This is a genomic window from Chryseobacterium sp. 2P, assembly GCF_059579425.1.
This window is the reverse complement of record NZ_CM184194.1, coordinates 816,068-836,173: the sequence shown is the minus strand read 5'-3', so window position 1 is coordinate 836,173 and position 20,106 is coordinate 816,068. Positions and strand designations below refer to the sequence as shown.

Sequence of the window (20,106 nt, the reverse complement as noted above, 5' to 3'; positions counted from 1 at the left end):
TTTAAGGTTGATATTTTGTCTGATGGTTTTAAAAATCTTTAGAATCTGTATCTAAAGTTGAGAATAAAGTTTCTTCCTGCCTCATCCGAGAAAAATCTCATCCTGTTCAGATAATCTCTGTACGAAACATTGAAAAGATTGTTCACGATAAGTCCCGCAGAAAGATTTTTGCTGATGTTGATTCCTGTCTGGATATTCCAGAGAGAATAACCGTTTGGCGGAGTACTCAGATCCACCGTTTTTTCCACTTCATCTCCGTCTATATATATAGGTATGGTTGCATTATACACCGGAAATCTGTTCTGCTTAAGAAAAGTCTGGTTTTCTAAAGTAAAATAGAACTGATTCCAGTTTTCCTTTTTAAACTGTAATGCATTGGAAAAATTCGGAGGCATCATTAAAATCAACGGAACATTGTTTGTGTCGTCCTGTCCGTAAACATAACTTCCCTTTCCTACATAAGTAAGATGATCCGTAAGTTTAAGATTAACATCCAGATCTACCCCATACATTTTGGCATCGATCTGCTGATAAGACCACACGGGAAATACTCCTCTGATCGTATTCTGAACTCCTGTAGGAACTTCGTTGATGAAATTTTTGGTGATAAAAAAGTAAGGATTTACAGAAACATTCAATCCTTTTAAAACGTTGAATTTTGAATCCACCGTAAGATTAAACTGATGTCCCTGTTCATTTTTCAGTCCCATATCTCCGATTTCGATCACAGAGGCTGAATGGTGCAGTCCGTCTGAAAATAGTTCCGCAATATTCGGTGTTCTGCCCACTTTTGCATAATTGAATTTCAGATCAAAAGATGAATTCGGACGATATTCTAATCCTGCATTGAATGATACATTGTTATAATTAAGTTGAGGACGCGTAAGAATCCTGTTCTGATCCGTTTTTACATAAAACTGAGGATAAGAATCTGCATATCTCTTCTCCCAATCGCTTTTATCGTACCATTTGGTAACATCATAACGCGTAAAATCGTATCGCGCTCCTGCCTCCACATTGAAATTGCCGGAGATTTTATATTTAAAAACGGAATAAAAACCTGCCGCATATTTATCATAGTTCGGAATCAGACGTCTTGCTTTTGTCGCCGGATCCGAATAATTGTTCTGAAAACTCGCATCAATTCCCGTTTCCAGAGAAAACTTCCCTCTTTCCAGCAAATCATTAAGATTAAACTGATGCGTCATCAGTTCCAGATCCAGAGAAGGCGTATCTTTCAGTTCTCCTCTTCTGATGTCATATTCCTGTCTGTGGTTGTACTGATAACTGTACGTCGCAGAAACTTTCCCGATATTTTCAAATCTTTTGAAAGCCGAAACTTTCGCAATATGATGCTCGATTACCTGTCTCGGATTATCAATATCATAACTGAAAGTTCCTGTGTAAACCGGAATTTTCGTAGTAGTTGCGTTGTAAAAATCTTCATTGTTTCCCACGTGAGAACCTCTGTAAATTCCTATATTCTGGTTGGTTAAATAATAATCAAAAGAAATTCCTCTCTCGTAAGTATTATTCTGAACGGTAAAATTAAACGAAGAAAAATCCATTCCTGTGTTCATCAGGTTATAATCTGGAGCATTCTGATCTCCCAGTTTTTTGATGCTTCCTCCGGTTTTTACCGCCCATCCGTTTTTCCAGATTTTCGCAACATCCGCATCCAGAGCCATTCCTTTTCCGTTTGAAATTCCGGTAAGACCGACTGAACCTTTTAAAGTATCCTTTTTAGGGAAAATTTCAGGTTCCATCACCACGACTCCGCCAATCGCATCACTTCCGTACTTCAATGCAGAAGCACCTTTGATAACGTCGATATGCTGGAAATTATTAATATCCACATTTGGAGCGTGTTCTACTCCCCACTCCTGTTCGGCAAGTCTCACTCCATTGTTTAAGATAGAGATTCTGCTTCCGTAAAGCCCGTGAATAATAGGTTTTGAGATATTATTTCCTGTTTTCAAAGCACTGACTCCCGAAATCTTCGTCAGTAAATTTCCTAAATTATCTGTGGAATTTCTTTGAATTTCAGATTTATCAAGTGTTTTGATTACTAAAGATCCGTTGCTTTTATGGTTTCCGTGAATGGTCACCGTTTCGATATCCTGAATATGATGTTCAAGCGTAATTGTTAAATGCAAATCCTGTGTAACTCCTACATTTTCAGTATAATCATTACAATCAGGATGTTTAGCAATGAGTATATATTTTCCCGCAGGAATTTTATTGATTGAAAACTTACCGTTTTTATCGGTTTTTGCAGAAAAATCTCCAATTTTCACGGATGCATTTTCCAGCATGGTTTTATCGTGAAAATCCTGAACTGTTCCTTCTACCGTATAAGCCTGCTGTGCGTTGGTGAATGCAAATCCGCAAAGGATAAGCATAAAGCTATAGATCAATTTCATTGTTAAATAGATTGATTGTGTACTTTTCAGGGTACTTTTTCGTTAAAATTTGAATTGGATTTTTTAGCTTCAGACGATGAATCTCAATGCTCAATTTTGAACCGTTAAGATTTATTTTAAGAATTTAGAGTCATTAAGTTTAACCTTGCTTTTAAGGGATACAAAAAATCTATATGATTTTTCTTAACGAAACTTAATTTCTAAATCATCTTAATGACTTAAAAAACATCAGCTGGCTTAATTAAAATACATCATGTATTTAAAATTATCTGGCAAAAAATCCGAAAAAATCTATGAATTATGAAATTGCGGGCGGACCGCGAAGCTGAAAGGTAAATTTGGTCTGAGACCATATTTTTTCCTGAACGGTAATAATCTGCTTTACTTCATGCGTGTAATGTGCAAAAGAAAAACTGAATTCTTCAGGAACTAAAGTATGTCCGGTAGCTAAGAAATGACAGGCAAGACAGTCTGCTGCTTTTTCCTTCGCTGTATTTTTGGTAAGTGTATTTTCTGATTTTTTGAAGCTGAAGTTTTTAAAAACTTCTTCAGAACTGTGACTGTGGAAATTCTGGGAAAACATCGCAAGAAAATAGATTCCAAACAATAATTTGGAAATAAAATTCTTCAGATTTCTGTTTTCTTTAAAAATCATTCGTCAAAATTATAAAAATAATTTAAAAACTGAGATTAAAGTTTTATTAAAATATATTAATTGATAAGTAAGCTGATATGAAATTTTGTTACAAACTGTAATCAAACCTTATAGGTTTTAAAAACCTATAAGGTTTATTTTATGTATTTCTTAGAAATTAATCCAACTGAGTCCCCAAATATTCCCATTCCTGCAAAGCAAGATCCAGTTCTTCTTTGGTATTGTTGTATTTTTCCAGTGTTTCTTCCGAAGGATTTTCTTTAGTGAAAGAAGCTTCAAATTCCTCAACTTTTGTTTCCAGTTCAGTAATTTTTTCTTCTACTTTTTTCAGTTTATTCTGAATATTTTTCTGCTCTTTGCTTACAATGGTTGATTGTTGAGTTTCTGTTGCAGGCTTTTCCTCTTTTTTTGCCTTTACTTCAACCTTAGTATCTTCTCCATGAAGTTTTGCTTTTTCAGCAGAGATTTCGCGAATCGATTCTTTTTGTCTGAATTCAAGATATTCGTTGATATCTCCTAAGAATTCTTTCATTCTTCCATCACGGAATTCGTAGATCTTATCGCAAAGTCCCTGTAAGAATTCTCTGTCGTGCGAAATTACAATTAACGTTCCTTCAAATTTCTGAAGCGCCAGTTTGATGATTTCCTTAGACTGAATATCCAAGTGATTCGTAGGTTCGTCCATAATAAGCGTGTTGAAAGGACGAAGCAACAATTTACAAAGCGCAAGACGGTTTCTTTCTCCTCCGGAAAGCACTTTCGTTTTTTTGTTCACCGCCTCTCCCTGAAAAAGGAAAGATCCTAACAAATCACGGACTCTTGGTCTTGTTTCTTCGGTTGCAGCGTCTTCCGCTTCTTCCTGAACGGTTTTATTCGGGGTTAAAACTTCCTCCTGATTCTGAGCAAAATAACCGATGTTTACGTTATGTCCAAGATTCCATGTTCCGGAGTAATCTTTAATGTCTCCTGCAAGAATTTTCGCCAACGTTGTTTTTCCCTGTCCGTTTTGTCCAAGAAGCGCAATTCTGTCTCCTCGCTGAACGATGAAATCCACATCATCAAAAATCTGTTTTTCTCCGTAAGCTTTTCCTAGATTTTCAGCTTTGAAGATAATTTTCCCCGGAACCTGCGACTGTACGAAACGGATATTGAATTTGGAAACGTCTTCATTATCTACTTCAATACGTTCAATTTTGTCTAATTTTTTAATCAAAGACTGCGCAAAAGATGCTTTTGTAGCACTTGCACGGAACTTATTGATGTTATCTTCCATCTGCTTGATCTCCGCATCCTGATTCTTTTTAGCCTGAATCAGTTTTTCGCGGCGGTCTTCGCGCATCACAAGATATTTGGAATAATTTGCTTTATAATCGTCAACTTTTTTATTGTTGATATCGAAAGTACGGTTACATACCGCAGTCATAAACTGCTTATCGTGACTTACCAGAACAATTGCTCCGGGATAATCTTTCAAAAAGTTTTCCAGCCACATGATGGATTCCATATCCAGGTGGTTCGTAGGCTCATCGAGAAGCATGATGTCGTTCTTTTGCAGAAGCAGTTTTGCCAACTCGATTCTCATTCTCCAGCCTCCGGAAAATTCATCGGTGATTTTCTGGAAATCATCCGCCTTGAAACCAAGTCCGAACAATACTTTTTCCATGTCGCCTTCCAGATTGTAAGCGTCGTGGTTCATCAAAAGGTCGTTCAGTTCCGTCATTTTATTAATCAGATCCGTATAAGAATCGCTTTCATAGTCAGTTCTTGTCGCCATCTGATGATTCACCTCTTCAAGCTCATTTTTCCATGCGTTGATCTGTTCGAAAGCCTGCATGGTTTCTGCCCATACTGTTCTTCCTTTTACGAAATCAAGATCCTGTTTTAAGAAACCGATGGTGATGTTTCCTTCCGGAACCACGTTTCCTTCGTAGAAATTAATTTCTCCGGAAAGCATTTTCAATAAAGTGGATTTCCCCGCTCCATTTTTACCGACCAAACCAATTTTATCATCCTTTTTAATCGTGAAATTCACGTTTTGAAACAGATATGTTCCTGAATGATGTAATCCTAAACCTTGAACCGAAAGCATGTGTTAAATAATGATTAATAGTGAATAATGAATTTTCGGGTGCAAAAATACGGAAAATAAAGCAATTGTAAACTTGTTAAAAATTTAATAGAGCTGAACCTTGATTTTAATTTTTAAATTTGAAGAAAATTATATTCCCGTTTCAGAACATAAACTGCTGAATATAACAAAACACAAACTTCAATAATGACAGATACTCAATCCCTTTGGATAAAAACAGGCTATGAAGCTTTTGCAATTCTTGGTGAAAATGCATTAAAAATAGAGCAGCTTGCTAGAGAAACCGGAAAAAGTAAATCTTCCTTTTATCATCATTTTGCGGATACAGAAGGATTTATGGAAGAATTACTCCGTTTTCACTTAAAAAGATCTGAGATTATTGCAGAAAAAGAAAAAAATGCCCAAAATATACATCCTGAACTTATTGAAATTCTGGCTGAACACAAGATAGACCTTCTTTTCAACCGCCAACTGCGTTTTCATCAGCAGAAGCAAAATTTCCGGAAAACTTTGGAAAAATCCAACCAGATTGTAGGAAACGAGTTTGTAAAAATCTGGGCAGAAGATCTTCAGCTTAAACTTTTTCAGCGACAATTGGAAAGCCTTTTTGAACTGGCTCTGGAAAACTTTTTCCTACAGATTAATCCTGAAAATATAACTAAAGAATGGCTTACTTCTTATTTTGAAAATTTAAAAAGAATTGCAAAAAACTTTGAATAAAAATCCTTCGCACATACTTTTTATAAATCCTTTATATTGTACGGAAGCGTCTAACATTAAAATCATCAAGTGAGTAATTTTGCAAAAAATTATTCGTTCCATGACGCAAAAATTTCATCATTTCTACTTAAAAGTAACAGCAATTGTCATAGGTTCATTTGGTCCTGTTTTCTTTTTGGGAACCATGTTACAGACTTCCGAACCTGCAAGATGGTCTTTGGATCTTCTGAGTCTTCCCTTGGACGGATTGCAGACTTTTCATGATCCTACCATGCGATTTTAAGTGCTTTAACAGGAGGTTTTCTATTCGGTTGGGGAATTTGTATATGGTTTCTGCAAAAATGGGTTTATCCAAAAGCTCCCGATGAAGTCCGAAGGTCTGTTTTAGCCGGACTTTTAACCTGGTTTTTTCTAGACAGTGCAGGTTCTGTAACATCCGGAAATTCAAGCAATGCTTTTGTCAATATTATTGTTTTACTCATTGCTGCAGGTCCTCTGTGGAAAAAAGCTAAAAATTAAAATATTTACCCATTTCTATCAAAAAATTCATCAATGAAAAATTCAAATTTTCTTAAAATTCTTTTAATTGTTCAATCTTTAACACTGTTTGTGTACACAATATTCTGTTTTCAAAAGGAAGGCGCAGATTTGCTCAGTGTTTTCGTTAATAACATTGCGGCTATTGACTGGAGCGGACAATTTAATCTGGATTTTTCTTGTTATCTTATGCTTTCAGGATTATGGATCATGTGGCGAAACAATTTTACTTTGAAATCTATTTTCATTGCTATTACAGCAAGTATTGTGGGAATTATGGTTTTTGCTCCTTACTTTTTATTTCTATTGATAAAAGAAAAGGGAGATCTGAAATTAACGTTAATCGGAAATCGTTAATGATATAGCTGATACAAAAAATTGAGCTGTCCACTAAAGACAGCTCAACACCTAAATTTAAAACTGAAAATGTACTAACATTTATTATAAAAATTTTCTTTGATCAATATCGTACGGCTCCAATTATCATTATTCGGAATATTGGTTCCGTAGGCATAATCAACCACAGAATCTTCAATATGATGGATCTCAGACTGTAATCTGGATTGGTTTTTATTGAACTGATCATCCGAATGGCTCGGAACATTCAGTCCGTTATTGATGATTTCCGTATGGGTTTCCGATTGGGAATCCATCATCAAAGCAGGATGATATAAGCCGAAATTAGCCGAAATATGGATATAATCTGCCAGTTTTTCGTAATTGTAATCTGGTTTAAGATCCGGTGAAAGGTTTTTAACATAATTTCCCAAAGCCTCCGAAAGTTCCGACAGATAAGAATGTTCTTCAGAATGAACAGCAAATGTGTCCTCGTCAAAATCCGTATCAAATACAGATTCCTGAGAATTTGTTTCCATAAGCATCAGTTTTCCATACACTTTTGAAAGCTCACTGTACACCAGATTTCTTGCAACGTATGCCTGAGAAAAAACTTCGCCCTTATCAATTTTATAATCCTGCAAAATATGACTCCATATTTTCTTTTTTTCTGAATCTAAAGCCGTTCCTCTGATGTTCTCCACATAATAATACAGCTCTGTATTTTTAATAAAATTCGGGGAAACATACACCGATTGAGAGCCTTCTAAATATCCTCCTCCAACATCTGCATGCGCACCCGGAACAAAAATTTCTTTCCAGACAGAGCCTCCACTCTCCCATTTTTTATCTGTTCTTTCTTTCGATTCTTCGAAAATGCCTGTTAAAGGAAAAAAGTAACGGCATTCGTTCACCGCACAGATATGAAGAACTTTTTCCGTTTCGGGCAAAACCGCCACATCATAATCGCTGAAAGCGGCAGATTCTACGGTATCAAAAATCCCAAGAAATTTAATTTTAACTTTTTTTCCTGAAAATTCGGAAGTATGCTGTATTATTTTATTACAAAAAGTTCTTGCCAACATAGCTCCACGACTGAAGCCATAGATGTATAACTGGTATTCTCTGGTATCGTCCTCAATTGTACTTTTAATAAAGGAGAAAGCCTCCTGCAGTTTATCATCTGAAGAATATCCTTCGTATCCCACCGGATTTTTACATGTTGCCATAGCAAAATCACTGTCTTCATTTCCTGTAACAGTTCCGATTCCTTCTACATATTTTTTCTCATCGCCATTAAACAGCTTAAATAATTTATAGATATTGGTAATATTACCGTAATAGCTTTCGTTATTTTTAAGTGGTTTTTCATGAGAAGTAGCATTCATCCCGTTATTTCCTGTTCCATCGAAGAAAATTCCGACAGAGATGATGTTGTTTTCCATTACACTTTGTGGTTTTATCTTGTCTTCATTATTAAAAATGAAGCACTTATTATATGAACACTCCAAAGTAACGATGAAAAAAACCGGGATAATAGAGTAGAAAGTACCAAATAAAAAATTCCGTATTTCTACGGAATCAGATTCTTTCCAGAGGATGAATATTGTTGATAATGGCATAAATTACAATTCCTACTGTATTTTTAGCGCCGATTTTCTCTACAATTCTCTGCCTGTGGCTTTCGACAGTTCTTGGACTGATATATAGTTTTTCTGCAATTTCATTGTTGGTGCATTCCTGACAGATCAGCCTCACCACATCTTTTTCGCGGTCGGAAAGTTCGTCATCCATTTCAAAGAGCGTTCTTTTTTTGGTAGGACTGTTCATGTAAGAAAAAATCATCTGATGATCTTCCGGAGTGAAGAAAATTCCGTTTTTGTATACCATTGTAATGGCTTCGATAAAAGCATTCCTGTTGGAATTTTTCGGCAGAAATGCTGAAACACCGAGTTTCACCATATATCCCAGAATGGTTGTTTTGTAATGGGAAGAAAGAATAATGATTTTAAGATGGGGATATTTTTCTTTTAAAATCTCAACCAGCTCAAACCCGTTCATGGGCTGCATCTGTACATCAACCAATGCAATATCGGGGAAATCTTCTTCGGAGGTTTTCTCTAAAGTTTCCAGAAAATCCGGACCGTTGGTAGAAGTAGATCCTACTGAAATATTGGGTTCCGAAGACAATAACATTTTTACGCCTTCGAGAATCAGCTGTTCATCATCAATTAACGCTATTTTGATCTGGGAGTTCATTGTATGGAATTTTTATAATTAACCGGCTGCCTTTACCAATAGTATTTTTCCATTTGTGCGCCGCGTTCATAGATTTTATTCTGGATTCGATATTTTTGATACCCATCCCTTTTTTCACCTCATCATATTCAAAACTTTGTCCGTTATCCGAAATAATAACCGCAAGACTTGTTTTATTGTCTTTAATATAGATCCAGATTCTTGATGCTTCCGAATGTTTGAGAACATTGGTGGTAAACTCCTGAATAATCCTGTACAGCTGAACTTCTATAAAAATTTCTTTTTTCTGAAATTTCGGACTTACGTTCAGTGAAATGTTTATTCTTCCTGCTAAATTGGCTATCAGTTCTTCAATATACAGAACCAGGCCTACGGATTCCAGATTTACGGGATATAATGAATGAGAGATGCTTCTTGCAGAATCTATCAGAGAAGACATTTGAGTGGTGATATTTTTTTTAATCAGCTCATCTCCTTTGGTGTCTAAATTATTCAGCCATAAGGAAAGAATATTCAGACGGTTTCCGATATCGTCATGAATCATTACCGCAATTCTTTTTCGCTCAGATTCCTGCGCCTTTATGTTTTCCAGTGCCAGATTTTTCTGATGCCGGACTTCCGCTTCATGCTGTGCATTTTGTTCTTTAATAATTCTCTGGATAAAACTCCGGTACGCAAGCAGAATAAAAGTCATAATGATTACCAGAACAGCAATCAGTGCAACAAAAAAAGTGATATTTAAGGTTATTTCTTTAATCTTAAAAAGGTATAGATGATTGATATATATAAAAAGCTGCAGAGAATATTATTGATACTCCAGATCATTCCTGCCTGTTTTACCCCAAAATCCGCAAGCTGGCGAAGAAGGAAAAATAAAAAAACCGACAATCCATAATACAGGAAAATAAGGCTGTCTGCAGCCATGAAGCGGTCATTCACCTGAGTATTTTTAATTTCCATAAGCAGCGCATAACCGGCAAAGCAGATCACAATAATATTTGAAATCACCTTCTTTACTTCATTAGTTACCATTTCCGTATCCAGCAAAAAGAAGAGCGCCAATAATCCTACCGGAATATAACAATACCATGGCAATGCTAATTTTTTCACGAAAAGAATTCCTAAGATGAGAAATTCTCCTGCCACATAGTAAGGAAACAGAAAATCAAGACCCTTTACATGAAAGAGACTGATAGAAACTCTTCCTGCCGCTTCTATCAAAAAAAGAAAAATGATATAATATACATACCATTTTTCTGTGTTTCTAAGAGTTTTGTACTTTAAAATCCCGATTAAAGCACAAATAACAAGTAAACTGTTATTAAGATAAAGTATTACCTGGTAAATATCCACAATATATTTTAGTTATAAATTACGTAAACTGGCAGATAGGCGGGCATGCGTTTGACCAATCGTATGTATTGGAGATTTTTTCAACGCTTACTCCGTTTTCACTGCCTTCCAGACCTGTAGTATAAAAAGAAATGAAAATAAGCGTAGGCAAAACTCTCTGATACACCTGAGAAAACTTCAGTCCGAATGAGCAAACCATATGAGAAAGCCCGGCTTTCGGCGGATTAAGATTTTCTGCAGGTACATAAAACTGCCTGAAAATTCTTGCTCCCTGAAATTCTGTGCATTCTCTGTAGAACCAAATCATCGCATCGTTTCTCCACGACTCAATTGCTTCGATTGCTTTATCCTGCTCCATCATCGGCTTATTGGCAATCGGCCAGAACATATCCGAACTGTTATCGACTGTTTTAAGATCTTTGGAAAGGACCGCATTTTTCACAAGCGTATATTCTTCCGTTTCTACCAGATTAAGGTCTTCCTTCAGTTCGGCTAAAAAGCTGTAAGGATAATCCTGTACTTCTTTTTTATGTCCTCCTTCATCCATCGGACAAAGAACAGCAACCATCTTATTCTCGTAAATACCGATCTGAGCACAAAACTCAGTACATTTATTTTCGGTCTTCATCCAGTTGATCTGTTCTGCATCAAAATCAAAAACATAATTGGTAGGAATCAGATCTTTAATGGCATTGTAATTTCCACGGCAGTTATCCCACGCTGCAAATGCTATCTCGCATTGTTCTCTGTTGAATGTATTCATATTTTCACGGTTTTTCTAAGGCATAAAATTATAGAAACTAAATTATCTATGCAAGTATCTCACGCATAATTGAAAATTAGTTAATAATTCTTCACCGTAATATGGTAACAACTTTGCTGTTTTTCCTTGATATAGTAGATTTTGCCGAGATCATAATAATATTTCAGAACTTTTTCCAAAGCAGCTTCCATTTTCGGATTATGCTTCAGAACACCATTAAAGCGAACGTAAGAGATATCAAACGAATTTCCGTAATTATGGGAACTGATTCCAAGTGCGGCATTGGAATTCACCCTTCTCAGTCTGCATTGGTCTTCCAGTGTTCTGGTGATAGAAGAAACCGTAAAAACATTTCCTTTGGTTTCTTTACTGAAACGGGCACCCATTTTTTCCAGTGTAAGTTTGCCTTTAGAAACCATGTAAGCCCTACTGTAATCCAGCTTTTCAACGCGATACCCAGTTCCTGATTTTTTTATTTTATGAAATTTTCCGTTGCTGATGTATTTCTGTACCGTTTTAGAATCCTTCAGAATTTTAACCCCAAAACTTTTAGAAGCATCAAGATGCGGTTTGTACAGCAGCGTAGGTTCTACTCTTAAAACTTCTGTAAGATCATAGCAAGGCAATGTTTTTTGAGCCGCCTGCGCGTAACAAGTACCATGAAGAACGTAAGCAAAAACCACACACAGAAACTTTTTCATGAAAGATGTTTTAAAATTTATAAACTAAAATAATCATTTATGAAATAAATATAAACTTCAATAAACATATATGTGAAAATAATTAACCGTTAATTTAATTTTAAATTACTAAATCAACAATAAAAAATAAATTTATACCATAACAATTTTAAAATTAATCTTTCTTATTTAACATATTAATTATAAATTTGAGATAATTTATTAAAATAAACAATATGATAAAAAAACTTTTTGCCGAATTTTTCGGTACGTTCTGGCTTGTTTTCGGAGGTTGCGGAAGTGCAATCTTCGCCTCACAGATTGCTGCTGCATCTAATGGACAATTAGGGATTCTTCTTCTGGGAGTATCTTTGGCTTTCGGGCTTACTGTTCTTACAATGGCTTATGCAGTAGGGCATATTTCCGGAGGACATTTCAATCCTGCTGTTTCCGTAGGACTTCTTGCAGGTGGAAGATTCTCTGCCAAAGATCTTGTTCCGTATGTTGTGGCACAATGTTTAGGAGCAATTGGAGCCGCAGGCGCTTTGTACGTTATCCTGAGCGGTTCCGGAACTCCGGATTTTTCGGGACCGGGAGCTTTTGCCACCAATTTCTACGGTGAAGCGGTATATTTTGGAAAAAGCTATTCCATGAGTGCTGCATTTTTAACAGAATTTTTACTGACGGCTTTTTTCCTGATCATTATTCTGGGTGCTACAGATAAGTTTGCCAACGGAAAATTTGCAGGTATTGCCATCGGTTTAGGATTAACGTTAATCCATTTAATTTCTATTCCGATTACAAATACTTCCGTGAATCCTGCAAGATCGCTTTCTCAGGCGATTTTCGTAGGCGGAAATGCCATGTCTCAGCTTTGGCTGTTTTGGGTTGCTCCGATTTTGGGAGGAATTACAGGAGGATTAATTTACAGATTCCTGCTGCAGCGAAACGGCGCGGAAGAATTAGATAGTTAACCACAAAATCCTGTCAGCTGACAGGATTTTTTTATGCTTAATATTTGAAGTAAATTATTTTAACTTTTTGATATCAAAAGGATTTTTAAAAATAAGCTCTTCGTGTTTTCCTTTGATTTCCATTTTCTTATACAGTAAGCTTAAAGCCATCTTCCTGATAAAAAGATCTTTATCATTCAGTTTCCAGTAAGAATCATCATGTACTTTTCTGGGTTTTCTTATGACATAGAATTCAGTTTCCCAAGAATCTACATTATGGTAAAATTCTATAATCCCGCAATGTTCCGGAATCATTTCATGATCTACCATTCCCATCGGAAGCAGAAAGCTGAACGCATTGCAGACATAATCTCCACAGGAAATTTTATCGTGTTTTAAGAATTTTTCGCCTGTACTTGAATTGGTATAGGATTTTTTAAAATCATTTTTGAAATCGCTCTTAGAAAGCTTGATTTCAATCTCATGACTGTATCCTTCGGAATCAACAATCAGAATATCGGCTTCCCAGTCTGCCTGAAAATGATTGGTCAAAACAATTTCCTTCTCAAAATTACATTGAGAATGAATAAATGCGTGAACCAATTCTTCTATTTTTAACACTTTTTGTTTTTTTGTTTTTAACGCGAAGATCGCAAAGATTTTATTTATTATTTGCTCTGCATAGTTCGTTCGCAAGGGCATTTTCACTAAGCAAATGATAGCTGAAGTTTAAACAACATCAATTAGCTAACAAGCAAACTGCATCCACGAATATCTGAATGATCGATTCTGCCTAAAACCTGAAATTTATTCCCGATAATTTTACCTAAATCCTGCGTGGCGATGAATGCGCAGGAATGTACATTTGCCAAGTCGATGATATTAATCGCTCCCGTTCTTCCCTCCTTTTCATAATTAAAAGGATCTTCTGCATTTCTGATCATGATGCGCATCCAGTTTGGACATTGATATTCGTTATTTCCTAAAGAATATGCCTGTGAAAGAAGCTCTGTCATCGAATATTCTGAATAAATTTTATCGGTTTTAAAACCTTCCTGTAAAATTTTCAACAGTTCGTCTTTGGTCATTTCCTCTTTTCTGCCTTTCATTCCTCCGGTTTCAATTACCATTAATGAGTCGGAGAATTGAAGCGTTTTTGAGTTGCTGTCGCAGAAATCTAAAAAATCCAGCAGTGCAAAAGAAACACCGAACAGAATAACTTTCTTACTTTGCAATTCATTTAAAAGGGTAAATAAATCTTCATGATTGTACAGGAAATATCCGTTTTCAGGTTTTCCGGATTTTTTCATCAGATAATCTACCATATAAATCAGCGAAGAGTTTTGTCTTTCGAGATAACTTGGCAAAAGTCCGAGGAAAATGAAGTCTTCCGGTTTTCCGATAAACTGTTCAAAGCTTTTATAGATGCTTTCTTCGTACAGTTGAGGATTGGCAATGAAATGTTTTGATAAATTCATCTGTGTGGTTCCGGAACTTTGAAAAAAAAGATCCGCAGTTACATTTTTATCCAAAACCTGATGGTTTTTAAACATTTCAATGGGCAGAAAAGGAATTTTTGTCAGTTCATCAACATGATCAGGCTTGATGTTGAGATAATCTACAAAACGTCTGTAAACTTCAATATTTTCATACTGATAACGGAAGGTTTCCAGTGATGCAGCCAAAAAATCCTGCTCTGTCTGTATGCCGAATATATTTTTCACTTCTAAAAATATTTTTATTCTCAACCTCATTTACAATCACTTACCATAAAAAAGATCATTTTTAATAATTTTTTAATCTGAAAACTAAAAAATTGGTCAGGTTATTGCAATGGGTAATGCGGAATATGGATTAAAAACATGAATGAATTTCGGTTCATTCGGAAATTACCTCAGTTTTTGGGGTAATTTTTTTTGTGCTTTCTTCAAACGTTTTCAGCTCAAAATCATGCTCAAAAACACCATAGGTAAAATAAGAAATCCAGTCTCCCAGATTGATGTATTTTGCTTTTCCTTCAAGATCCAGAATCATCGGAAGATGACGGTGTCCATAAATAAAATAATCGATTGGCTGAGTTTTAAGCTTTTCTTTTGAATAAATGATCAGAAATTCTTTATCCTCTCCCAGAAATTCTTTATCCTCATCTCCCGAAATCATTTTATTTTTCTGGGACATATACAATGCAATCTTCATCGCAATATCGGGATGCAGCCATTTGAAGAACCATTGCGCGACAGGATTGGTAAAGACTTTTTTCATTCTTTTATATCCTTTATCTCCCGGTCCTAATCCATCACCATGAGCCAGTAAAAACTGCTTTCCGCCCATCTCAAAATACTGCTTTTTATAGAAAACCGTGCATCCGATTTCTTCTTCAAGATAATCTTTCATCCAAAGGTCATGGTTTCCCACAAAGAAGTAAATGTGGATTCCACGGTCTTTCAGTTCGGCAATTTTTCCCAAAACCCGAACATATCCCTTTGGAATTACGTGCTTCCACTCGTGCCAGAAATCAAACAGATCTCCCATTAAAAAAAGAACCTGTGCATCATGTTTTATTTCGTCCATCCAACGGATAAACCGCTCTTCGCGCAGTTTACTTTGTTTTGGATTCGGCGCACCGAAATGCTGGTCTGAAGCGAAATATACTTTTTTTCCGGGTTCTAAATTAATGGTTGTTTTTAACACCGTTCTGAGTTTTTCTGAATAAAAAAATTACTGATTATCTTCCGCAAACCATTCTCCGTAAGAGTTTTCGGTTTCATGAAGTTTAAGATAAGCCAAAGAAATTCCTTCAGGAAGCTTCGATTTTATTTTTGCTGCGATGGCATATAACATATTCTCGCAGGTCGGCTGAAATGTACAGTAGATTACTTTATGCCCTTTTTCCTCAAGATCTTCCCCGAGTTCTCTGTGCGGCGAAAGTCCGTTGATGAGAACGGCATGATCCCAAACATCTACAATTTCAGACTTAACGATACTTTTAATATCACCAAAATCCACCACCATCCCATTCTTAGGGTTTTCCAAATCATTAACAGGCTTTCCTTTCACTGTTACAAACAGCTTATAGGAATGTCCGTGCATATTTTTACATTTCCCGTCATAATTGTATAAAACGTGAGCGGTTTCGAATGTAAAAATTTTTGTAATACGTATCATAATGCAAAGATAAGGAATTTGGTTTGTTCCGTTCATGTTCTTTGAATACAAGAAAATGATCTTCATAAAAATAATATTGAAGACGAACCGTTAATTCATCATGAAAACAATAACCTTATTATTAATCTTTTTCAGTATGACCTTTAATGCTCAAAAGAGACAGTTTTGGGCCTACCCCGATCTGGAAAATAAAATAGGAACCCATTTCCCGATTGAAAACTATAAAAATTCTGAAGGAAAAAATTTCAATTCCAATGATTTAAAGGGAAAAATCTCTTTTATCAATTTCTGGTCAACTCACTGTGAACCCTGTCTTGAAGAACTTCCCTATCTTAATAAACTGAAAGAACTTTCAGGAGAAAAAGTCAATTTTATAGCTATTACCTATGACAGCAAAGAAAAAGTTGATCAATTTTTAACCAAAAAATCATTCAATTTTCAACACATCACGGATTCCGGACAAGAGCTGAAATCCTATTTTACAATCCTGAGAAATCCAATGACTTTTATTGTTGACAAAAACGGAAATATTCAGGAAATCACAGGAACTATCGAGGAAACAAAATTTGACATCCTGCAAAAAATTGTAAAGGAATCATTTTAGCTTTTCCAGCCAGTCATTTTCCAGCCTTTTGATTTTCTGCGTTTCGACATCTACCAAAACCCACAATGTGGCAGAATCCACCACCAACTGATCGTTACAGTAAAACTCCACTTTTCGAGGCTGACGAATTCCTTCAGGAGCTTTTGGATACGTTCTAACAGTAATCACATCATTAAGATAGACCTGCTTTTTGTATTGAATATGATGATCCAGAAGCATCCAGATATCTTTCGGATATTCTGTTTTATGTTTTACAAAATCCCAGTGCGCTGCTGCAATTTCTTCCACCCAATGCACATACTGAACGTTATTTACATGATTATTTCCATCAATATGCTGCTCTGTAACCTGTATCTGTTTTTCAAAAATCAAACTCATCTCCTTCAAATATAAATTCAAAATTAACACATAAAAAACAAAACCTTCCCAAAATCGAGAAGGTTCTAACAATTAAATTTAATTAAAACGAAACTTTTTAGTGAAATTGTGCGGTCTCGGTAGAATCTTTCATAGCAACTGTTGCAGAAGAGCCGTTGGTAACAATATTCTGTACCTCATCAAAATAGCCAGTTCCTACAAACGACTGATGTTTTACTGCTCTGAAACCTTTTTGCTGCAACGCAAACTCACGCTCCTGCAATTCAGAATATCCTGCCATTCCTTTTTCTTTATAAGCTAAAGCCAGCTCGAACATCGCAGTATTTAATGCGTGGAAACCTGCCAAAGTAATAAACTGGAATTTATACCCTAATTTTGCCAGTTCTTCACGGAAATTCTGCATTTCTTCAACAGAAAGTCTTGCTGCCCAGTTGAAGGATGGAGAACAGTTGTACGCCAACATTTTATCCGGAAATTTCGCATGAATACCTTCTGCAAATTTTCTTGCCTGTTCCAGATCAGGATTAGAGGTTTCCATCCAGATAAGATCAGCGTACGGCGCATAAGATAAACCTCTGTCGATTCCCTGCTCCACTCCGTTTTTTACAACATAAAAACCTTCGGAAGTTCTTTCACCTGTTACAAATTTTTTATCTCTGTCGTCAATATCAGAAGTCAGCAAATCTGCTGCATCTGCATCTGTTCTTGCAATAATTAAACTTGGAACTCCCAAAACATCCGCCGCCAGACGTGCAGAAATTAATTTATTGATGGCTTCCTGCGTAGGAACCAGAACTTTTCCGCCCAAATGACCGCATTTTTTAGCAGAAGAAAGCTGGTCTTCAAAATGCACTGCCGCAGCTCCGGCTTCAATCATTTGTTTCATCAGTTCATACGCGTTTAAATTTCCACCAAAACCTGCTTCTGCATCGGCAATAATCGGAACAAGATATTCCTTTTCGCCGCCTCCGTTCACAGACTGGATCTGATCTGCTCTCAATAAAGCATTGTTAATTTTCTTTACTACAGAAGGAACTGAATTGGCGGGGTATAATGACTGATCGGGATACATTTCTCCTGATAAATTGGCATCTGCTGCTACCTGCCATCCGGAAAGATAAATTGCCTGCAAGCCTGCATCCACTTCCTGAACCGCCTGATTTCCGGTTAACGCGCCAAGACCTGCAACGAAATCCTGAGTGTTGAGTAAATTCCAGAATTTTTTAGACATTTCCGTTGCAATGGTATAATCCAGTTTGTAAGAACCGCGAAGTTTTAAAACATCTTCCGCTGTGTAAGGACGTTTTACTCCTTTCCAGCGTGGGTTTTCCAGCCAGTCTTTTTCGATCTCCTGAATTTGTTCTTGTTTTGTTTTCATACTATTTTTTTGTTTAGTTAATTGTTGTTTGTTGACGGTTGATAGATAATTGATGATTAATAGCTGATAATTGATAATTGATAATTACAATCACATTAAAAGCTCAAACCCTAAAACTCTCTCACTCTCATTGCTCTCTACTTAAATAAAAGGATACGCTTTCAGAGTTAAAAATTCATCAAATTTCTCACTGAAAATCAATTCATTAAAAAGTTCTTTAGCAAGATTGAATTTCCCTTTACGGAAACGTTCTTCACCCACATACTTTTCAATTCTTTCCAGTTCTTCAAATTCCCACTGAAGGATCATTTCTCTGGTTAAAGTGCGGTCGTCATTTAAAACCGCATCATTTTTCAGCCATTGCCAGATCTGGGTTCTGGAGATTTCTGCGGTTGCCGCATCTTCCATTAAATTATAAATGGCTGCTGCTCCCGTTCCCATTAACCAGGATTCTATGTAAAGAATTCCGACGTTGATGTTCTTTCGGACACCTTTTTCGGTGATTTCACCTTTCGGAACTTCAAGCAGGTCTTTTTCGGTGATATGGTATTCAAATTTTTTATCGATCTGATTTTTAGCAGGCATATATTTATCAAAAACATCTTTTGCTACAGAAACTAAAGCAGGATGCGCTACCCAGGTTCCGTCGTGTCCGTTTTTTACTTCACGTTCTTTATCACTTCTTACTTTTCCGAAAGCAATGCTGTTCGCTTCATAATCGTTTTTAACCGGAATCTGTGCTGCCATTCCTCCAATCGCGTGAACATTTCTTTTGTGACAGATTTCAATAACGCGTTTTGAATAGGCACTCATAAAAGGAGAAGCCATGGTTACCTGATCTCTGTCGGGAACAATAAACCGGGGAAGATTTCTGAATTTTTTAATGAAAGAAAAAATATAGTCCCATCTTCCACAGTTGAGTCCGGAGCTGTGATCTTTTAATTCAAATAAAATTTCATCAATCTGAAAAGAAGCCGTAATTGTTTCTATTAAAACTGTTGCTTTAATGGTTCCCTGCGGAATTTCTAAGTAATTCTGTGCAAAAACAAACACTTCGTTCCACCATCTTGCTTCCTGATAATGCTCTAATTTCGGGAGATAAAAATACGGACCGCTGCCGTTTTCCAGTAATTGTTTAGCATTTCTGAAAAAATAAATTCCGAAATCGATTAATGACGCCGAAGCCTGTTCCTCATTAATCTCAATATGTTTTTCATTTAAATGCAAACCTCGCGGACGAACCAATAAAACAGCCGTTTTTTCATTTAGCTGATAAGATTTTCCCTGCGCAGCCGTAAAATCAATTCTTCGATTTACAGCATCAGAAAGATTCAGCTGACCTTCTATGCAGTTTTTCCATGTCGGAGAATTGCTGTCCTCAAAATCAGCCATAAAAGTGGAAGCTCCGGAATTTAGCGCGTTAATAATCATTTTCCGGTCTACAGGTCCTGTAATTTCCACTCTCCGATCCAGTAAATCTTCCGGAAGCGGAGCGCAGATCCATTTTCCGTTTCTTATTTCTTCTGTCTCATCTAAAAATTTCGGAAGAATTCCCTCATCAAATTCTTTTTGTCTGATTTTTCTGTCTTCTAAAAGTTTTATTCTTTTCGGATTAAAATTCTGATGAAGTTCAACCAAAAAATCGATTAAATCTGTAGTGAAAACTTCCTGAAAGTTTTGTTCACCGCTGATTCTCAATTGAATTTTAGTTTCCATATCGTTTTAAATTTGTAATTCAACATTGCAAACATAAACAAAAATTTTCACAAATAGCGAACGTTCGCTAAATTATTTTAAAAATTATTATGCGAAT

At 36.1% G+C, this 20,106-nt stretch carries 22 protein-coding genes; 5 read left to right on the top strand and 17 right to left on the bottom strand.

Annotated features, from left to right (window positions below; all coding sequences use genetic code 11):
• Window positions 1–38 precede the first annotated feature (38 nt).
• From AC52CF_RS03700 to AC52CF_RS03690, 3 genes are all read right to left on the bottom strand, one after another.
• Window positions 39–2,423, bottom strand: coding sequence for a TonB-dependent receptor (locus AC52CF_RS03700; protein ID WP_496517875.1), 2,385 nt, complete (start codon window positions 2,421–2,423; stop codon window positions 39–41).
• 298 nt (window positions 2,424–2,721) lie between these two features.
• Window positions 2,722–3,078, bottom strand: coding sequence for a hypothetical protein (locus tag AC52CF_RS03695; RefSeq protein WP_214590731.1), 357 nt, complete (start codon window positions 3,076–3,078; stop codon window positions 2,722–2,724).
• A 157-nt stretch (window positions 3,079–3,235) separates the two neighbouring features.
• On the bottom strand, window positions 3,236–5,167 hold the full coding sequence (locus AC52CF_RS03690) for an ABC-F family ATP-binding cassette domain-containing protein (RefSeq protein WP_496517874.1): 1,932 nt from the start codon (window positions 5,165–5,167) through the stop codon (window positions 3,236–3,238).
• 186 nt (window positions 5,168–5,353) lie between these two features.
• On the opposite strand from AC52CF_RS03690, the gene AC52CF_RS03685 reads away from it, so the two are divergent.
• Window positions 5,354–5,887 carry a TetR/AcrR family transcriptional regulator gene (locus AC52CF_RS03685; RefSeq protein ID WP_496517873.1) on the top strand — a complete coding sequence of 178 codons (534 nt, stop codon included), beginning with the start codon at window positions 5,354–5,356 and terminating at the stop codon, window positions 5,885–5,887.
• Window positions 5,888–5,987: 100 nt separating this feature from the next.
• Window positions 5,988–6,170, top strand: a complete 183-nt coding sequence (locus AC52CF_RS03680; RefSeq protein WP_496517872.1) for a hypothetical protein — start codon at window positions 5,988–5,990, stop codon at window positions 6,168–6,170.
• A gap of 64 nt (window positions 6,171–6,234) precedes the next feature.
• Here the strand turns inward: AC52CF_RS03680 and AC52CF_RS03675 are convergent, their stop codons facing one another.
• Window positions 6,235–6,369: a hypothetical protein gene (locus tag AC52CF_RS03675; RefSeq protein ID WP_496517871.1), complete on the bottom strand. Its 135-nt coding sequence runs from the start codon at window positions 6,367–6,369 to the stop codon at window positions 6,235–6,237.
• A 70-nt stretch (window positions 6,370–6,439) separates the two neighbouring features.
• On the opposite strand from AC52CF_RS03675, the gene AC52CF_RS03670 reads away from it, so the two are divergent.
• Window positions 6,440–6,781 (top strand): hypothetical protein, encoded by a 342-nt coding sequence (locus tag AC52CF_RS03670; protein ID WP_496517870.1) that lies wholly within the window; start codon window positions 6,440–6,442, stop codon window positions 6,779–6,781.
• 74 nt (window positions 6,782–6,855) lie between these two features.
• On the opposite strand, the gene AC52CF_RS03665 is transcribed toward AC52CF_RS03670, so the two are convergent.
• The 6 genes from AC52CF_RS03665 to AC52CF_RS03640 form a co-directional block, all read right to left on the bottom strand.
• Complete coding sequence (locus AC52CF_RS03665) at window positions 6,856–8,205, bottom strand: T6SS phospholipase effector Tle1-like catalytic domain-containing protein (protein WP_496517869.1); 1,350 nt, start codon at window positions 8,203–8,205, stop codon at window positions 6,856–6,858.
• A 136-nt stretch (window positions 8,206–8,341) separates the two neighbouring features.
• Complete coding sequence (locus AC52CF_RS03660) at window positions 8,342–9,019, bottom strand: response regulator transcription factor (protein ID WP_214590737.1); 678 nt, start codon at window positions 9,017–9,019, stop codon at window positions 8,342–8,344.
• Window positions 8,988–9,713, bottom strand: a complete 726-nt coding sequence (locus AC52CF_RS03655) for a sensor histidine kinase (protein ID WP_496517868.1) — start codon at window positions 9,711–9,713, stop codon at window positions 8,988–8,990. The genes AC52CF_RS03660 and AC52CF_RS03655 overlap by 32 nt, the downstream gene beginning before the upstream one ends.
• Window positions 9,714–9,763: 50 nt before the next feature.
• Window positions 9,764–10,372, bottom strand: coding sequence for a hypothetical protein (locus AC52CF_RS03650; RefSeq protein ID WP_496517867.1), 609 nt, complete (start codon window positions 10,370–10,372; stop codon window positions 9,764–9,766).
• A 19-nt stretch (window positions 10,373–10,391) separates the two neighbouring features.
• Entirely contained in the window at window positions 10,392–11,135 is a 744-nt protein-coding gene (locus AC52CF_RS03645) for a hypothetical protein (protein WP_336732886.1), read from the bottom strand.
• Window positions 11,136–11,215: 80 nt separating this feature from the next.
• Window positions 11,216–11,836 carry a DUF5715 family protein gene (locus AC52CF_RS03640; RefSeq protein ID WP_214590741.1) on the bottom strand — a complete coding sequence of 207 codons (621 nt, stop codon included), beginning with the start codon at window positions 11,834–11,836 and terminating at the stop codon, window positions 11,216–11,218.
• Between the two features lie 218 nt (window positions 11,837–12,054).
• On the opposite strand from AC52CF_RS03640, the gene aqpZ reads away from it, so the two are divergent.
• Window positions 12,055–12,789: an aquaporin Z gene (gene aqpZ, locus AC52CF_RS03635; RefSeq protein ID WP_214591129.1), complete on the top strand. Its 735-nt coding sequence runs from the start codon at window positions 12,055–12,057 to the stop codon at window positions 12,787–12,789.
• A gap of 54 nt (window positions 12,790–12,843) precedes the next feature.
• Here the strand turns inward: aqpZ and AC52CF_RS03630 are convergent, their stop codons facing one another.
• The 4 genes from AC52CF_RS03630 to AC52CF_RS03615 all read right to left on the bottom strand — a co-directional run bounded on the left by AC52CF_RS03630 (window position 12,844) and on the right by AC52CF_RS03615 (window position 15,933).
• Window positions 12,844–13,389 (bottom strand): hypothetical protein, encoded by a 546-nt coding sequence (locus tag AC52CF_RS03630; protein ID WP_375182156.1) that lies wholly within the window; start codon window positions 13,387–13,389, stop codon window positions 12,844–12,846.
• Between the two features lie 122 nt (window positions 13,390–13,511).
• Complete coding sequence (locus AC52CF_RS03625) at window positions 13,512–14,492, bottom strand: LuxE/PaaK family acyltransferase (RefSeq protein WP_214590743.1); 981 nt, start codon at window positions 14,490–14,492, stop codon at window positions 13,512–13,514.
• 154 nt (window positions 14,493–14,646) lie between these two features.
• Window positions 14,647–15,459 carry a UDP-2,3-diacylglucosamine diphosphatase gene (locus AC52CF_RS03620; protein ID WP_214590744.1) on the bottom strand — a complete coding sequence of 271 codons (813 nt, stop codon included), beginning with the start codon at window positions 15,457–15,459 and terminating at the stop codon, window positions 14,647–14,649.
• Between the two features lie 27 nt (window positions 15,460–15,486).
• A complete protein-coding gene (locus AC52CF_RS03615; protein ID WP_087706037.1) occupies window positions 15,487–15,933 on the bottom strand; it encodes a 6-pyruvoyl trahydropterin synthase family protein in 447 nt (148 codons plus the stop codon).
• 100 nt (window positions 15,934–16,033) lie between these two features.
• Between AC52CF_RS03615 and AC52CF_RS03610 the strand changes: the two genes are divergently transcribed.
• Window positions 16,034–16,537: a TlpA family protein disulfide reductase gene (locus AC52CF_RS03610; RefSeq protein WP_496517866.1), complete on the top strand. Its 504-nt coding sequence runs from the start codon at window positions 16,034–16,036 to the stop codon at window positions 16,535–16,537.
• On the opposite strand, the gene AC52CF_RS03605 is transcribed toward AC52CF_RS03610, so the two are convergent.
• The 3 genes from AC52CF_RS03605 to aceB form a co-directional block, all read right to left on the bottom strand.
• Complete coding sequence (locus AC52CF_RS03605; protein ID WP_496517865.1) at window positions 16,529–16,915, bottom strand: acyl-CoA thioesterase; 387 nt, start codon at window positions 16,913–16,915, stop codon at window positions 16,529–16,531. The genes AC52CF_RS03610 and AC52CF_RS03605 overlap by 9 nt on opposite strands.
• Window positions 16,916–17,012: 97 nt before the next feature.
• Window positions 17,013–18,293, bottom strand: a complete 1,281-nt coding sequence (gene aceA / locus AC52CF_RS03600) for an isocitrate lyase (RefSeq protein WP_116097536.1) — start codon at window positions 18,291–18,293, stop codon at window positions 17,013–17,015.
• Between the two features lie 141 nt (window positions 18,294–18,434).
• Window positions 18,435–20,009: a malate synthase A gene (gene aceB / locus AC52CF_RS03595; RefSeq protein WP_496517864.1), complete on the bottom strand. Its 1,575-nt coding sequence runs from the start codon at window positions 20,007–20,009 to the stop codon at window positions 18,435–18,437.
• Window positions 20,010–20,106: the final 97 nt, after the last annotated feature.

Bases quoted from the DNA above. Each gene is read 5' to 3' on its own strand.
- AC52CF_RS03700 (WP_496517875.1), bottom strand. From the start codon at position 2,423: ATGAAATTGATCTATAGCTTTATGCTTATCCTTTGCGGATTTGCATTC.
- AC52CF_RS03695 (WP_214590731.1), bottom strand. From the start codon at position 3,078: ATGATTTTTAAAGAAAACAGAAATCTGAAGAATTTTATTTCCAAATTA.
- AC52CF_RS03690 (WP_496517874.1), bottom strand. From the start codon at position 5,167: ATGCTTTCGGTTCAAGGTTTAGGATTACATCATTCAGGAACATATCTG.
- AC52CF_RS03685 (WP_496517873.1), top strand. From the start codon at position 5,354: ATGACAGATACTCAATCCCTTTGGATAAAAACAGGCTATGAAGCTTTT.
- AC52CF_RS03680 (WP_496517872.1), top strand. From the start codon at position 5,988: ATGACGCAAAAATTTCATCATTTCTACTTAAAAGTAACAGCAATTGTC.
- AC52CF_RS03675 (WP_496517871.1), bottom strand. From the start codon at position 6,369: ATGAGTAAAACAATAATATTGACAAAAGCATTGCTTGAATTTCCGGAT.
- AC52CF_RS03670 (WP_496517870.1), top strand. From the start codon at position 6,440: ATGAAAAATTCAAATTTTCTTAAAATTCTTTTAATTGTTCAATCTTTA.
- AC52CF_RS03665 (WP_496517869.1), bottom strand. From the start codon at position 8,205: ATGGAAAACAACATCATCTCTGTCGGAATTTTCTTCGATGGAACAGGA.
- AC52CF_RS03660 (WP_214590737.1), bottom strand. From the start codon at position 9,019: ATGAACTCCCAGATCAAAATAGCGTTAATTGATGATGAACAGCTGATT.
- AC52CF_RS03655 (WP_496517868.1), bottom strand. From the start codon at position 9,713: ATGACTTTTATTCTGCTTGCGTACCGGAGTTTTATCCAGAGAATTATT.
- AC52CF_RS03645 (WP_336732886.1), bottom strand. From the start codon at position 11,135: ATGAATACATTCAACAGAGAACAATGCGAGATAGCATTTGCAGCGTGG.
- AC52CF_RS03640 (WP_214590741.1), bottom strand. From the start codon at position 11,836: ATGAAAAAGTTTCTGTGTGTGGTTTTTGCTTACGTTCTTCATGGTACT.
- AC52CF_RS03615 (WP_087706037.1), bottom strand. From the start codon at position 15,933: ATGATACGTATTACAAAAATTTTTACATTCGAAACCGCTCACGTTTTA.
- AC52CF_RS03610 (WP_496517866.1), top strand. From the start codon at position 16,034: ATGAAAACAATAACCTTATTATTAATCTTTTTCAGTATGACCTTTAAT.
- AC52CF_RS03605 (WP_496517865.1), bottom strand. From the start codon at position 16,915: ATGAGTTTGATTTTTGAAAAACAGATACAGGTTACAGAGCAGCATATT.
- aceA (WP_116097536.1), bottom strand. From the start codon at position 18,293: ATGAAAACAAAACAAGAACAAATTCAGGAGATCGAAAAAGACTGGCTG.
- aceB (WP_496517864.1), bottom strand. From the start codon at position 20,009: ATGGAAACTAAAATTCAATTGAGAATCAGCGGTGAACAAAACTTTCAG.